The organism is Streptomyces venezuelae ATCC 10712 (genome assembly GCF_008639165.1).
Lineage (GTDB): Bacteria > Actinomycetota > Actinomycetes > Streptomycetales > Streptomycetaceae > Streptomyces > Streptomyces venezuelae.
Genome location: NZ_CP029197.1, coordinates 6,885,351 through 6,900,576 on the forward strand (window position 1 = coordinate 6,885,351; position 15,226 = coordinate 6,900,576).

General features: G+C 74.4%; 10 protein-coding genes. 6 read left to right on the plus strand and 4 right to left on the minus strand.

Annotated features, from left to right (window positions below):
* Positions 1 to 91: 91 nt before the first annotated feature.
* Positions 92 to 694, plus strand: a complete 603-nt coding sequence (locus DEJ43_RS31580; RefSeq protein WP_041663097.1) for a HEAT repeat domain-containing protein — start codon at positions 92 to 94, stop codon at positions 692 to 694.
* On the opposite strand, the gene DEJ43_RS31585 is transcribed toward DEJ43_RS31580, so the two are convergent.
* The 3 genes from DEJ43_RS31585 to DEJ43_RS31595 form a co-directional block, all read right to left on the minus strand.
* Positions 665 to 1,141: a RidA family protein gene (locus tag DEJ43_RS31585; protein ID WP_015037492.1), complete on the minus strand. Its 477-nt coding sequence runs from the start codon at positions 1,139 to 1,141 to the stop codon at positions 665 to 667. The two genes, DEJ43_RS31580 and DEJ43_RS31585, sit on opposite strands and share 30 nt — an antisense overlap.
* Before the next feature lie 91 nt (positions 1,142 to 1,232).
* Positions 1,233 to 2,825 (minus strand): alpha/beta hydrolase, encoded by a 1,593-nt coding sequence (locus tag DEJ43_RS31590; protein WP_041663099.1) that lies wholly within the window; start codon positions 2,823 to 2,825, stop codon positions 1,233 to 1,235.
* 143 nt (positions 2,826 to 2,968) lie between these two features.
* Complete coding sequence (locus tag DEJ43_RS31595; protein ID WP_015037494.1) at positions 2,969 to 4,000, minus strand: Rv2578c family radical SAM protein; 1,032 nt, start codon at positions 3,998 to 4,000, stop codon at positions 2,969 to 2,971.
* Positions 4,001 to 4,147: 147 nt separating this feature from the next.
* Between DEJ43_RS31595 and DEJ43_RS31600 the strand changes: the two genes are divergently transcribed.
* The 4 genes from DEJ43_RS31600 (at position 4,148) to DEJ43_RS31615 (ending at position 11,794) form a co-directional block, all read left to right on the plus strand.
* Positions 4,148 to 4,591, plus strand: coding sequence for an SRPBCC family protein (locus tag DEJ43_RS31600; RefSeq protein WP_015037495.1), 444 nt, complete (start codon positions 4,148 to 4,150; stop codon positions 4,589 to 4,591).
* Positions 4,592 to 4,829: 238 nt separating this feature from the next.
* Positions 4,830 to 7,325 (plus strand): MFS transporter, encoded by a 2,496-nt coding sequence (locus DEJ43_RS31605; protein ID WP_015037496.1) that lies wholly within the window; start codon positions 4,830 to 4,832, stop codon positions 7,323 to 7,325.
* Positions 7,326 to 7,432: 107 nt separating this feature from the next.
* Positions 7,433 to 10,471: an ATP-binding protein gene (locus DEJ43_RS38400; protein ID WP_015037497.1), complete on the plus strand. Its 3,039-nt coding sequence runs from the start codon at positions 7,433 to 7,435 to the stop codon at positions 10,469 to 10,471.
* A gap of 45 nt (positions 10,472 to 10,516) precedes the next feature.
* Complete coding sequence (locus DEJ43_RS31615) at positions 10,517 to 11,794, plus strand: FAD-dependent monooxygenase (protein ID WP_106433776.1); 1,278 nt, start codon at positions 10,517 to 10,519, stop codon at positions 11,792 to 11,794.
* Between the two features lie 43 nt (positions 11,795 to 11,837).
* Here DEJ43_RS31615 and DEJ43_RS31620 read toward each other — a convergent pair whose 3' ends face one another.
* Positions 11,838 to 13,043, minus strand: coding sequence for a hypothetical protein (locus DEJ43_RS31620; protein WP_015037499.1), 1,206 nt, complete (start codon positions 13,041 to 13,043; stop codon positions 11,838 to 11,840).
* 173 nt (positions 13,044 to 13,216) lie between these two features.
* Between DEJ43_RS31620 and DEJ43_RS31625 the strand changes: the two genes are divergently transcribed.
* Positions 13,217 to 15,157, plus strand: a complete 1,941-nt coding sequence (locus DEJ43_RS31625; RefSeq protein ID WP_015037500.1) for a hypothetical protein — start codon at positions 13,217 to 13,219, stop codon at positions 15,155 to 15,157.
* Positions 15,158 to 15,226: the final 69 nt, after the last annotated feature.

Consider the following 15,226-nt stretch of genomic DNA (forward strand, 5'->3'; position numbering starts at 1 on the left):
CGCTCACCTGAGACTAACCGGCGGGTAACGAGCGCGCCAGTCCCGGGAAGTTGAGGAAAATGTGATCTGGATCGCGGATAGGCTCGGATTCATGGAATACGCCGAGGATCCGGAATTCTGCTCGATGATCGATCGATTGCGGGACGAGATCGGGAATGACTCCGGAGAGGCCGCGGCGGCATTCACCCGCCTCACGGAAACAACCGATCCCGAGGAACTGCACCAGGTCCTCACCGCACCCGGACAGCCCCTCTGGGCCCGCGAGATCGCCGCCTACGCCCTCGGTGTCACCGGCGACCGGCGCGCCTTCGAAGCCCTCGTGCTCCTCCTCAACCACCGCGACCCCGAGCGCTGCGTCACCGCCGCCCACGCCCTGACCCGGCTCGGCGATCCCCGGACCGCCCGCGCGGCGGCCGCCCTCGCCACCAACGAACTCCGGGTCGCCTACGCGCTGCTGCCGGTCCGGCTGCTCGCCGCCCTGCGCGCCCCCGAGTCCGTGCCCGCCCTGATCACCGTCCTCGAACGGCGGCTGCCCGCCGACGACCCCCACTGGCGGGTCGGCCTCGCCTGCGTCGAAGGGCTCGGCGCCCTGGGCGACCCCCGGGCCCGCCCCGCCCTGGAGGCCGCGCTCCCGCACCCCCGGCTCGGCGCGGCGGCCCGGGCGTCACTGAGCCGGCTCGCCACCGCCCACTGACCGCAACCGCGGACGGGAGCCCCCGGCCGTCCCGGTCTCGCGCCCCCGCTCCGACACCAGCGCGAACGCCTCGACCTCCAGCAGCAGTTCGGGACGGACCAGCGCCGACACCTGCACCGCCGAACTGGCCGGCAGCGGCGCCCCCGCGAAGTGGGCGTCGCGGGCCTCCCGTATCGCGGGCAGATGGGCGAGGTCCGTCACGAAGTACGTCAGCTTCACCACGTCTCCGAACCCGGCGCCCGCCGCCGCCAGGCAGCGGCCGAGGTTCGCGAAGACCTGCCGGGCCTGCGCCGCCGCGTCGCCCTCGCCGACCACCGCGCCCGACGCGTCGAGGGCGCACTGGCCGGATATCGCGACGAAGCGTCCCGTCCCCCACACGACATGGCTGTACTGCGGGGTGGCGGCGACGCCTTCTGGGGCGGGGACGTGGGTGAGGTGGCTCGTCATGTCCGACATCCTCGCGCACGGCACTGACAATGCCCGCACCCCCCGGGGGGCGCGGGCATTTCTCAGGGGCCGGTCCAGGGGCCCGCGACCCTCAGCGCACGTGGCCGAGGAAGCCGTGGAGCACGGAGCCGGACGGCTCGGCCGGGGCCCCGGCGGACCGGGTGAGCGGCGCGGGCTTCGGCTCCGGGAGCGCGGCGCAGACCGCGTCCACCTCGGCGCCGTCCTGGCCGCGCGGGACCTCGCCGGTGGCGAGGTAGTCGGCCAGGTGGTCGTCCAGGCAGGTGTTGCCGCCGAAGGTGACGCCGTGGTTCCCGCCGCCCTCCTCGACGACCAGGCTGGAGCCGCGCATCAGCCGGTGCAGGGCGACCCCGCCCTCGTACGGCGTCGCCGCGTCGTCGGTGGCCTGGAGGATCAGCACCGGCGGCACCTGGTCGTTGCTGACGTCCGGCGGCGTCAGCGAGTCCACCGGCCAGAACGCGCACGGCGCGTTGTACCAGGCGTTGTTCCAGGTGGAGAAGGGCGCCTTCGCGTGCACGTCCCAGCTGTCCTTGCGCCAGACGCTCCAGTCGCGCGGCCAGGCCGCGTCCCGGCACTGCACGCTCGTGTAGACCGAGTAGCCGTTGTCCGCAGCCGCGTCGGCCTCCCCGTACCGCTCGTACGCCTCGGTCAGCGGCGCCGGGTCCGCGTCGTTGACGTACGCCGAGAACGCGCCGGCGAGCCGCGGCCAGTAGCCGTTGTAGTACCCGCCCGGCAGGAAGGTGTCCTCCAGCTCGCCCGGCCCGACCTTCCCGCCGGCCGGCTTCGCGCGCAGCGCGTCCCGCATCCGGTACCAGGCCGCCTCGACCGCCGCCGGGTCCGTGCCCAGCTTGTACACCGCGTCCTGCCTGGCCACCCAGGCCATGAAGTCCTTGTGCCGGGTGTCGAAGGCGAAGTCCTGGGCGATGTTGTCCTCGTACCAGACGCCGTGCGGGTTCACCACGGAGTCCAGCGCCATCCGCCGCACCCGGTCCGGGTGGAGCCGCGCGTACACCGCGCCCAAATAGGTGCCGTACGAGTAGCCGAGGTAGTTGATCTTCTGCGCGCCGAGCGCGCGCCTGATGACGTCCAGGTCCCGCGCGGTGCTCACCGTGTCGATGTACGGCAGCACGTCCGCGTACTTCTTGCCGCAGGCCGCGGCGAAGTCCTGGGCCCGCTCGACCGCGAGCCGCTCGCCCTCGGCGCCGTCCGGCACCGAGTCCGGGCGGACCGGCGCGAAGTGACCGGGCTTGCAGTCGAGGGCGGGCTCGCTCTTGCCGACCCCGCGCGGATCGAAGCCGATCACGTCGTACTCGGCGGCCACCTTCGGGGGCAGCGAGGCCGCCACGTACCCGGCCATGCCGCGACCGCTGCCGCCGGGCCCGCCCGGGTTCACGAGCAGCGGCCCCTGGAAGGTCTTGGCGGTGTGCGGGATCCGGGTGAGGGCGAGCGTGACGGTCCGGCCTGCCGGGTCGTCGTGGTTGAGCGGCGCCTTCACGGTGGCGCACTGGAGCTTCGGGTACGCCTTGGTGGCACAGCCGGTCCAGATGAGCGGGGGGAACGGGCGGGGGGCCGGTTCACCGGCGCCCGCGGGGGCGGCGGGCAGGACGGTGACCGTCCCGGCGACCAGCGCTCCTGCGGCGATCAGCATTCCTGCGCGTGGGGTCATAGGGCGTCCGTGCCCCGAACGGGGCGCGGCAGGACCTTTTCCGGCCAGAGTTGACCCGAACGGAGGGGAATCCGACGGCGTGTCAGGTGACCGGTCCGATGATCCCAGGAGCGGTCGGGCCGGTGATCGGTCCGCCCGGACGGCTACAGCAGGGTCAGCTGCTCCGCGGCGGCCGCCGACTCCGGCTCCTCCGGTACGGGGATCCGGCGCGGCGCGCCCCGGTGCGCGGGCCCGATCCCGAACTCGGCCGCCAGCTCGTGCACCTGACGGGTGATCCGGCGCTGATACCAGGTCGGCGCGTACGCCCCGTCCGCGTACATCCGCTCGTACCGCCCCACCAGGCCCGGGTGGTGGCGCCGCAGCCACTGCATGAACCACTCGCGGGCGCCCGGCCGCAGGTGCAGCACGAGCGGGGTGACGGAACTCGCCCCGGCCTCGGCGATCGCGCGGACCGTGTCGCGCAGCTGCTCGGGCCGGTCGCCGAGGAAGGGCACGACGGGAGCCATCAGGACCCCGCAGTCGATGCCGTGCTCGCCGAGCGTCCGGACCACGTCGAGCCGGCGCTGCGGGGAGGGGGTGCCGGGTTCGACCGTGCGCCACAGTTCCTGGTCGGTGAAGCCCACGGAGACGGAGATGCCGACCTCGGTGACCCGGGCCGCCTGGGTGAGCAGCTCCAGGTCGCGCAGGATCAGCGTGCCCTTGGTGAGGATCGAGAAGGGGTTGGCCCGGTCGCGCAGCGCGGTGAGGATGCCCGGCATCAGGCGGTATCTGCCCTCGGCCCGCTGGTAGCAGTCGACGTTGGTGCCCATCGCGATGTGCGCGCCCTGCCAGCGGGCGGAGGCGAGCTGGCGGGCCAGCACCTCGGCGGCGTTGGTCTTGACGACGATCTGGGAGTCGAAGCCGAGCCCGGTGTCGAGGTCGAGATAGCTGTGGGTCTTGCGGGCGAAGCAGTACACGCAGGCGTGCGTGCAGCCCCGGTACGGGTTGACCGTCCATTCGAACGGCATCCGTGAGGCGCCCGGCACCCGGTTGAGGATCGAGCGGGCCCGGATCTCGTGGAAGGTGATGCCCCGGAACTCCGGGGTGTCGAAGGTGCGGGTGGTCACCGCGTCCGTACCGAACAGGGCGATGTCGGCGGGAGCGGCGGGGGTGTCGCCCAGATTGTCCCAGCGCATGGACGCCTCCTCGATGGCTCTGCGTCGACCGTTCGCTCAGAATAGAACACCTGTTCCCTTGATCGTTGCAACCCGGATTTCGCACCCCGCAGCCCACGTGGTTCTCTAGGCCCACACCCCTGAGGAACCACGAGCTGGAGGAAGTCAATGGCGCAGGTCGAGGCCACCACGGAACGGATCATCGCCGCGGACGCGGAGACGGTGTTCGACGCCCTGGCCGACTACAGCGGCACGCGCGCGAAGCTGCTCCCCGAGCACTTCAGCGAGTACGAGGTGCGCGAGGGCGGCGACGGCGAGGGCACCCTCGTCCACTGGAAGCTCCAGGCCACCAGCAAGCGCGTCCGCGACTGCCTCCTGGAGGTCACCGAGCCCACCGACGGGCAGCTCGTCGAGAAGGACCGCAACTCCTCCATGGTCACGACCTGGATCGTCACCCCCGCCGGCGAGGGCAAGTCCCGCGCCGTCGTCACCACCGTCTGGGACGGCGCCGGCGGCGTCGGCGGCTTCTTCGAGCGCACCTTCGCGCCCAAGGGCCTCGGCCGGATCTACGACGCCGTACTCGCCAAGCTGGCGGACGAGGTCGAGAAGTAACGCCCGGAGCGTTCACCGATTCGAGTGGATCGCCCGCACCCCCGCACTGGCGCCCCCGCGCGCCAGGGGGCGCGGGCCCCCTCGTAAACGCGCTGATGAGCGACCCAAGTGCGCCGTAGCCTCGGGCCGTTCGGACCCCCGGGCGCCATCGGCCTCCCGTACCGCCCGACTTGCTCCCCCTTCGCGCGCAATGCGAAGAATGGCGCGGCGCAGACGCCGTGACGAGGGGAGCAGGTACGTGGGTGCGAGCACGATCGTGAGAAACGCAGAGGGCACCGAGAACACGCCGGACGCCGGGGGAGCGGCCCACCCGGAACCGCTCGCCGCCGACGGCCCGCCGGCCGGCCTCGCCCCATCGCCCGACCCCGCACCCGCCGCCCACCTCGACCCCCGCCGCGTCCGGCTCGTCTTCTGCGGCCTGATGCTCGCGCTGCTCCTCGCCGCGCTCGAGCAGATGATCGTCGCCACCGCCCTGCCGAAGATCGTCGGCGAACTCCAGGGCCTCGACCGGATGTCCTGGGCGATCACCGCCTACCTGCTGACCTCCACCATCGGCCTGCCGATCTACGGAAAGCTCGGCGACCTCCTCGGCCGCAAGGGCGTCTTCCTCTTCGCCATCGTCGTCTTCGTCATCGGCTCGGGACTCGCCGGCTGGTCCCGCAGCATGGACGAGCTCATCGCCTTCCGCGCCCTCCAGGGCGTCGGCGCCGGCGGCCTCATGATCGGCGTCCAGGCGATCATCGCCGACATCGTGCCCGCCCGCGAACGCGGCCGCTACATGGGCCTCATCGGCGCCGCCTTCGGCCTCGCCTCCGTCGCCGGACCCCTCCTCGGCGGCTTCTTCACCGACCACGTCTCCTGGCGCTGGTGCTTCTACTTCAACGTGCCCTTCGGGCTCGTCACCCTCGCCGTCGTCGCCGTCGTCCTCAAACTCCCCAAGCCCACGGCCCCCGCACGGCTCGACGTCCTCGGCGCCCTGCTCCTCGCCGCCGCCTCCACCTGCCTGGTCCTGCTCACCAGTTGGGGCGGCACCGAGTACGCCTGGGACTCCCGCGTCGTCATCGCCCTCGCCTGCGGCGCCGCCGGAACCACCCTGCTCTTCCTGGTCGTCGAGCACTTCGCACCCGAACCCCTCATCCCGCTCAGGCTGTTCCGCGACTCCGTCTTCACCGTCACCGCCCTCGTCGGCGCCGTCGTCGGCATCGCGCTCTTCGGCGCCGCCAGCTACCTGCCCAGCTTCCTGCAGATGGTCGAGGGCGCCACCGCCACCGAGTCCGGCCTGATGATGCTCCCCCTCATGGGCGGCATCGTCATCTCCTCCGTCGTCTCCGGCCAGCTCATCAGCCGCACCGGCCACTACAAGATCTACCCCCTGCTCGGCGGCGCCCTGTCCGTCCTCGGCATGTGGCTGCTGTCCCGGATGGACGTCGACACCCCCCGCCCCCAGTACAGCCTCTGGCAGGCCGTCCTCGGCACCGGCATCGGCCTGGTGATGCCCGTCCTCGTCCTCGCCGTACAGAACTCCGTACGCCCCGCCGACGTCGGCACCGCCACCAGCGCCCACAACTACTTCCGCCAGATCGGCGGCAGCGTCGGCGCCGCCGTCTTCGGCACCCTCTTCGCCTCCCGCCTCGACGACGCCCTCGGCGACCGGCTCACCGGCGTCCTGGCCGGCGGCACCACCGCCCTGCCGCCCGCCGAGTCGATCACCCCGCAGACGGTGCACACCCTGCCGCCCGCCGTCCGCGACGCCTACATCCAGGCGTACGCGGACGCCATGCCGCGGATCTTCCTCTACCTCGTGCCGGTCCTCGTGCTCGGCCTCGTCCTCGCCTTCTTCCTCAAGGAGAAACCGCTGGTGTCCCACCACAGCCCCACCACCGAGGCCACCGGAGCCGAAGAGTTCGGCAGCGTCCAGGCCGTCCCGCACGCCCGCCACGCCGCCCCCGCGGCCACCGCCCTCGCCGCGCCGCACTCCGGACTCCCCGTCTGCGGCACCGTCCGACACCACGACGGCAGCCGCGTCCCCCGGGCCGCCCTCACCCTCATCGACGTCCAGGGCCGCCAGGTCGGCCGCGGGGCCAGCGGCGACGACGGCAGGTACGCGCTGAGCGCCCCCGGCAGCGGCGCCTACGTCCTCATCGCTGCGGCCGGCGGACACCAGCCCCAGGCCGTCTCCGTCACCGTCGGCGACCGGCCGATCGAGCTCGACGTCGTCCTCGGCGGCGCCGGACGGCTCGCGGGCAGCGTCGTCACCGCCGACGGAACCCCCGTACGGGACGCGGCCGTCACCCTCACCGACGTCCGCGGCGAGGTCGTCGCCTCCACCCGCAGCGGCCGCGAGGGCGGATACGTCATCTCCGAACTGGTCGCGGGCGAGTACACGCTCGCCGCCAGCGCCCCCGCCTTCCGGCCCGCCGCGCTCCCCGTCAGCGTCCAGGCCTCCCGCGAGACCCGCCAGGACATCGAACTGGCCGGCGGCGCGGTGCTCCGCGGCACCGTACGGGCCGGCGGCGGCCGCCCCGTCGAGGACGCCCGGGTCACCCTGCTCGACGCGGCGGGCAACGTCGTCGACACCCTCACCACCGGCGCCGACGGCACCTTCCGCTTCGTGGACCTCTCCTCCGGCGAGTACACCGTCATCGCCGCCGGCTACCCGCCCGTCGCCACCGTCCTCCAGATGGCCGGCGGCGGCCGCACCGAACGCGACCTCCAACTCGGCCACCAGGACTGAGGCCCGCACCGGCCGGTGAGCGGGAGGCGAGCGGGTGAGCGCCCACCGGGCGCTCACCGCCGCCGACGGCCCCGGAGAGTGATCAACTCCCGTGGATAATCACCGGCATGCTGTTCGGAATCCTCGGTGAGACACGGGCCTGGTACGACGACGGGACCGAGGTTCCGCTGGGCGGTCCGGCCCGTCGCTCGCTGCTGGCCCTGCTGCTGGTCCGGCCCGGAGCGGTCGTGCCGGCGGACCGGCTCGCCGACGCCGCCGACCCGGACGGGGCGGTGTCCCCGCACGCCGTCCAGTCCCAGATCTCCCGACTGCGCAAGGCCCTCGGCTCCGGGGCCGTGATCGAACAGGCCGGGGCGGGCTACCGCATCCTGGTCGCGCCGGACGACGTCGACGCGGGCCGCTTCGAACGCCTGGCGGAGGAAGGGCGCGCCGCCCTGCGCGCAGGGAACCCCGCCGGCGCCCTCGCGCCGCTGCGCGAGGCGCTGGCCCTGTGGCGGGGGCCCGCCCTCGACGGCCTCGCCGACGGCGAGACCGCCGGGCCCGCCGCCGTACGCCTCGAGGAACACCGGCTCGGCGCCCTGGAGGACCGGATCGAGGCCGAGTGCCGACTGGGCGACCCGCGGGCCGTCATACCCGAGTTGCGCGAACTGGTCGGCCGGCACCCGCTGCGGGAGCGGCCGGCCGGACTACTGATGCGGGCGCTGGCCGCCGACGGCGGACAGGCCGCGGCGCTCATGGTGTACGAGGAGACCCGGCGGCGCCTTGCCGACGAACTCGGCGCCGATCCTTCGGCCGAACTCAGCGAACTCCACCGGGAGTTGCTGAGCGCCCACTCGGCTCCCGCGCCCGCCGCGCCGCCCGCGCAGCTGACGTCGTTCGTCGGCCGCGGCGACGAGGTGACCGAGGTCGCCGGCCTGCTGCGGGCGGCCCGGCTCGTCACGCTGATCGGCCCCGGCGGGGTCGGCAAGACCCGGCTGGCCATCGAGGTCTCCGGACGCCACGAGGCCGCGGCCGGCGACGTCTGCTTCGTGGAGCTGGCACCGCTGCGCGACGGCGCCGCCCTGCCACAGGCACTCCTGAGCGCGCTGGGCCTGCGGGAGAACGGCCTCGGCATCGGGGCGGGCGCGCGGAGTCCCGCCGACCGGCTCGCCGCCGCGCTCTCCGACCGGACGCTCCTGCTCGTCCTCGACAACTGCGAGCACGTGGTCGAGGAGGCCGCGGCGCTCGTCGCGCGGCTGCTCGCGGTCTGTCCACGACTGCGCGTCCTGACGACCAGCCGAGAGCCGCTCGGCATCACCGGCGAGAACCTCTGGCAGGTCAGGCCGCTCGACGGCGCCGCCGCCGTGCGCCTCTTCACCGACCGGGCCCGCGCCGCGCGGCGCGGCTTCACCGCCGACCAGCGGGTCGTCGGCCGGATCTGCGCGGCGCTCGACAACCTGCCGCTGGCCATCGAACTCGCGGCGGCCCGGGTCCGTACCCTCGACGTCGCCGACCTCGCGGCACGGCTCCACGACCGGCTTGGAGTCGGAGCCCGCGGCAGCCGCACGGCCGACGAGCGGCACCGGACCCTGCGCGCGGTGGTGGCCTGGAGCTGGGACCTGCTTTCCGCGCAGGAGCGGCGGGCCGCCCGCCGGTTCACGGTCTTCGCCGGCGGCGCGACGGCCGGGGCCGCGCCGCGGGTCTGCGCGACCGACGACGAGACGCTGGAGTCGCTCGTCGACAAATCGCTCCTGGAGGTGGCGGGCGGCCGCTACCGGATGCTGGCGACGATCGCCGCGTACGCCTCGGAACGACTCGACGCCCCCGAGGACGAATCGACCCCTGCCGAACCCGCGCCCGGCGAGCGGGCCTCCGGTGAGGCGACCGCTGGGATCACTGCCGACCGCGCCTCCCGCGAGGGGGTCTGCACCGCCGACGCCTCCGCCGCGCGGGCCCTCACCGAACGGGACGTCGTCGAACGCGCCCACGGACAGTGGCTGCTGGAGCTGCTCCGGACCGCCGACCCCCACCTGCGGCGGGCCGAACAGCTGGAGTGGCTGCCCGTCCTCGCCGCCGAGCACGGCAACCTCCTCGCGGCGGTACGCCGGACGGTCGACGCCCCGGACACGGCGGCGGGCCTGAGGCTGCTGGCCGCCGCCTCCACGTACCTCTGGATCCGGGGCGCCTCCGCCTCGGTCGCACCGTCGGCGATCGCGCTCCTGGACCAGCTGGACGGCGAGCCCCCGCCCGGCCTCGGCGAGGAGTACGTGCTGTGCGTGCTGCTCGCCGCCTCAGGCACCGCCGGGCGCCCGGTGTGGCAGCGCCACCGTACGAGCGCCGAGAAGGCACTCGCCGCCGCCTGGGCCGACGGGCGCACCGGCCGCCACCCCGTCGCCCTCCTCCTGTGGATGCTGCGCAGCGCGGGCGAGGCCGACCCGCGGAGCGCCTTCGCCCTCGTCTCGTCCCTGCACGACAGCCCCGAGCCGTGGGCGCGGGCGACCGCTCGGTACGTCTCCGGATTCGGCCCGCTCGGCGAAGGGGACACCGACCGCGCCGAACGCGCCTTCGGCACGGCCGCCGAGGACTTCCGCGCGCTCGGCGACCGGTGGGGCACCGCGCTCGCCCTGGACGCCCTCGCGGGCCTCGCCGCCGGGCGCGGCGACCTCGCCAGGGCGACCGCGCTGACCGACGAGGCCCTCGCGCTCACCGAGCGGATCGGCGCCCTCGAGGACAGCGCCGACCTGCTCGTCAACCGGGGCGACCAGCACATCGGCCGGGACCCGGGGTCGGCCCGCGCCGACTACGACAGGGCCGCCGCCCTCGCCCGCCGCGCCGGCAGCTCCACCGGCCTCGCGGCGGCCCTGCGCGGGCTCGGCGACACGGCCCTGCTCGCCGGGGACCCGGCCGGGGCGGAGCGCCTCTACACGGAAGCCCTCGAACGGGCCGACCCGCACTGGATCAGGAGCGTCGGCACCCGGGTCCGTACCCTCGCGGGACTCGGCCGGATCGCCGAGGCGCGCGGCGACTCCGGCACGGCCCGCACCCGGTACCGCGAAGCGGGCGGGTCGGCCGCCGTCATGGGACCCGACACCCCGGGCGCGCTCCGCCTGCTGGGCCTCCCGGAGGACGTCGTGGCGAGCATCGCGGAGGCCGGTGAGGAGCGGTGAGCGCGCGGTGAGCCCGGGGTGAGGGCCCCCGGCGAAGCTCTGCCCATGACGAACGCGCAGACGACGAACACGAAGAACCCGAACGCGAAGAACGCCGACACGACGAACGCGAACAAGAAGAACCCGAAGACCGGCAAGAACATCCACGTCCTGATCTCCGGCGCCTCCGTCGCGGGCCCCGCCCTCGCCCTCTGGCTCCACCGCCACGGCTTCGACGTCACGGTGGTCGAGCGCGCCCCGGCGCTCCGCGACGGCGGCTACGCCGTCGACTTCCGCGGCGAGGCGCACCTGACGGTCCTGCGCCGCATGGGCCTCCTGGACGCCGTCCGGGCCGCCAGGACGGGCATGGGCTCCATGTCGTACGTCAACAGCGCGGGCAAGCCGCAGGCGAAGCTGCCCGCCGACCTGTTCGCCGGAGACGTCGAGATCCTCCGTGGCGACCTCGCCCGCATCCTCCACGACGCGACCGAGAAGCACACCGAGTACGTCTTCGGGGACTCCGTCACCTCGCTCACCGAGGACGCCGACGGCGTGACCGTCACCTTCGAGCGCGCCGCACCGCGCCGCTTCGACCTGGTCGTCGGCGCCGACGGACTCCACTCCACCACCCGCCGGCTCGCCTTCGGACCGGAGGAGCGGTTCGTGCGCCACCTGGGCGTGCACTGCGCGATCTTCACCACCGCCAACCACCTCGGCCTCGACCACACCGGCCACGCCTACCGCACCGCCGGCAAGCTCGCCGCGCTCTACAGCGCCCGCCACAACGCCGAGGCCAAGGCCGTCTTCTACTTCGCCTCCGAGGCCCTGGACCTGGGCCGGCGCGACGTCGAGCGCCAGCAGGCGGTCCTCGCCGAGCAGTTCGCCGGCACCGGCTGGGAGTGCGACAGGCTGCTCCACGCCATGCGGCACGCGCCCGACTTCTACTTCGACTCGGTCGGCCAGGTCCGGATGGACTCCTGGTCCCGCGGCCGGGTCGCCCTGCTCGGCGACGCCGCCTACTGCCCCTCCTCGCTGTCCGGCATGGGCACCGGACTCGCCCTCGTCGGCGCGTACGTCCTGGCGGGCGAACTGGCCGCCGCGCACGGCGACCACCGGGTCGCGTTCGCCCGTTACGAGGAGGAGCTGCGGGAGTACGCCGAGGGCTGCCGGAAGATGGGCGACGGCGTCGCCCGGTTGATGGTCCCCGGCAGCCGCCTGATGGCCGGCCTCCTCAACCGCTACTACCAGCTCCTGCCCTATCTGCCGGGCAAGAACATGGCGGCCAGGATCGCCCGCAGGACCGCGGAGAACATCACGCTGCGGGACTACGGGCAGGCCGGGTGACCCCGCGCGGGGCCGTGCGCCCGGCCTGATCGGCAAGACACCGCTAGGAAGGTGTCGAGGACGCCTTGCGCAGCGTGTTGATGCAGGAGCTGATCGCCTCCTGGAGGGCCTCGAGGCGCTGGAGCATGTCGTCCTCGAAGATCTCCTCCTCAAGGACCTCGTCGAGGGTCAGCTCCTCGAAGACCTTCGTCGCCTTCTGCAGACTGTTGTAGAACTTCGTCCGCCGCTCCTGGACGCGCAGCGCCGGATCCTCCTCGACGGCCTTGGCCACCAGGCCCTTGACGGTGTCGTAGGCCTCACCGGCCCACTCGCCCGCCTCCTCGGAGTCGTCGAGCTCGTCGAGGAGGGACAGGTGGCGCTCGGCCTCGGCCCGCAGCTCGGCCGGCGCGTCCACGGTCTGCCCGGCGGGGGTCTTGATCTGGCCGTTCTCGACGATCTGGCGCACGTAGCCGATGCGGTCGGCGGCCTTCGCCTCGCTCGCCACCGCCTTCTTCAGATCGTCGGTGCGCGCGATGGCACGGGCCATCTCGGTCTGCAGGGCCGGGTCCTCCTTCATCCGGTCGAGCAGCGCGCCGCGGGCCGCCTCGGCCGTGCCCGGGTCCGCGAGGATCGCGGCCCGCAGCGCCGTCGGGTTCTCGGCGACCTCCAGGGCCTTCGTCGGCCGGATGCCCTCCGCCTCGGCCGCCGCCGTGATCGCCTGACCGCGCACGGACGTCGCGCTGTTGCGGGAGGTGTAGTACGAGAGCCAGACGTCCGCCTCGGGCAGCTCGATGTCCTCGCCCGGGACGAGCACCTCGAACTGCGGGACGAGACCGTCGTCGGCCGCCATGTCCCAGGCCTTGTAGTAGCGCATGACCCGCTCCGGCGAGCAGCCCGCGAGCCGGGCGAAGGCCTTCGCGGAGACCTTCGTCGCGGCCGTACCCTCGGCGGGCTGGCCGCCGGGCCGGACGCTGCGCGCCACCTTGAGCGCGAAGGCCCAGCCGCCGGTGCGGGCGTAGACCCCGAAGTCCTCGGCGTCGCGGACGACGACGGGGTCGAGGTCGGCCGCGGCCACCTCCTCGGCGGCGGGCTCATCACCCGCCGGCTCCGACTCCGCCTGCGGCTCCGACCCCGGCGCGGGCTCCGTCTCGGTCTCCGCGTGGGGCGCGGCGGCCTGCGGGTCGGGCTGCTGGACCCAGAACTCCTCCGAGGTGTCGGCGGGCGCGGGGACGGCGGGGGAGGTGTCGGAAGGGTCGAGGGCGATGGTCACCGAGAGCACTCCGGAAGGTCGGGTACGAGAACTGCGGCCGACAGCCTATACGCACCCCTTGATGACGGTTCGTCCTCTTCCACGCGGCGGGCGCGGGAAAAAGCGTTGGCGCGGCGGACGGTCGACGCACAGGATGCTGCCATGACCTACGGAATCGAGTCCCACCCCGCGCGATGAGCGCGCCGTACGAGCGCACGACGCTCGCACCCTCCCTCCACGCGTACGCCAAGGGCCTGCGCGACGCCGCACCCCACGCTCCCCTTCCCCAGGGCGGCCTTCCGCTGCCCGAGGGCGCGCGCCCGTCGCGTGACCCGGCCACCGCGCACCTCACGGCCCCCGTCCTCACCACCCGCGAGGCCCGCCTCGCCGTCCCCGCGCTCGTCCGCCCCTTCCTCACCGCCCCGGACCCCGAGCGGGCCGCCGTGGAGCTGGAGCGGGTGCTCGCCGCGACCCCCGCCCGTGAGCGGGCCGTCTTCGCGGCCCTCACCGCGATCCCCCTGCCGGGCGAGCCCGCCCACCGGGACCGGGCCCGCGCACTCGCGCGGTGCCTGACCCGGCACGGGACGACCGTCCGCGCCGTGGCCGCGGGCCTCGGCCTCCTGACCCGGCTCGGCGAGCCCGAGGACGTGCCGTACCTGCGCACCCTCGGTCTCCTCGACGGCCTCGGCCGCCACGCCGTCACCGCCCTTGAGGGCCTGGACCGGCAGGCCGCCGCCGTGCTGTGGCTGGTCCACTTCGCCCGCGGCGACGCCCTGAGACGAGTCACCGACGCGCTGGCCGCCGACGACGGGACCGCCGTACGCGAACGGCTCTCCGGGCTTTCTTACGCCCCACGGGACCTCGGCCCCGAGCACGCCCGGCGCCTCGCGGAAGCCCTCGACCTGCCCGCGCTCCTGCGCCGGGAGCCGGACCGCCCCGAACTCCTCGTCCAAGCGCTGCGCCTCCTCACTCGGATGGGCAGCGGCCGCGGCTACCAGGACGAGCTGCGCAGGTACGACGGCGCCGTCGACCTGTACGAGGCGGTGGCCGCCCGCACCCACGAACTGCCCCCGCTCCTCGACCACCGCGCCCGCCTGGTCACCCTTGCCCAGGGCCTCCACAGCGGCCCCGCGCACCTGCTGCCCTGGCCGCCGGGGCGCAGACGGGAACTGATGGCGCTGCTGCTGTCCGCCGTGGGGGACACGGCGGAGCCCGGGGACCGCACGGCGCCCGGAGTCGTCGCCGCGCCCGGGGACCTCGCGGCGCCCGGGGCCGTCGTCGCCGCGCCTGCGGACGTCACCCCGCCCGGGGTCGTCACCGAACCCGGCGTCGTCACCGAACCCGGGGACGTTCCCGCGCCCGGGGACCGGCACCGCGCCGACTGGATCGGCCGTGCCGTACGGCAGCTCCGGGCCGCCCGGCCCCAGGAGGCCGCCGGTGCACCGCGCCTCCGGATCGAGGTCGCCGTCGCCGACCCCAATGACCCGGACGGCGTCGAGACCCGCCTCCTCGTCGATGGGCGGCCCCTCGTCCCCGTGGCCTTCGAACGGGGCCCCGGCGAACCGCCCGAGCGCCTCCTGGCCAACGGCGCCCTGCGGGCCGGGCCCGAACCCCGCGAGGTGCGGATCGCCGAGGCGTACTGCACCGAGGGCTGCTGCGGCGCGCTCCACGTCACCGTGCGGCGCGAGGGCGCCCACGTGGTCTGGGACGGCTGGCGGAGGCCGGGCGCCCCGAGCGGATGGCCCGACCTCCCCGCGTACCGCTTCGACGCCGACGCGTACGACGCCGAGATCGCCCGCGCCGAGCGGGACCAGAGCTGGAGCTGGCCGGCCCGCCGCACCGCGTGGCTGATCGGCGCGGGGCTGCGCGAGCGCCCGGAGCTGCTCACCCGCTGGGGGCTGCGGCGCGGCTGGATCTCCACGGACCACTGGTCGCCGGAGACGACCGTGGTCACCTTCCACGGCCCGCCGGCGGCCGACGGCGAGACGGCCGACGGCGCCGGGACCGGGCAGGGGGAACGGCAGTTCCTCTGGTACCTCCCCGACGACGGAACCCCACCGGAGACACGGGCCGAAGCCGCCCTGCGGCGCCTCGCCGAGGAGGACCCCAGGGGGTACGCGCGGGCGTCCGGGTGATCCGTACCGCCGTCCCGGTGATCGTCAGTGGTCCACTCCAACGGCGGTTTTCCACAGGGGTGGTGACGC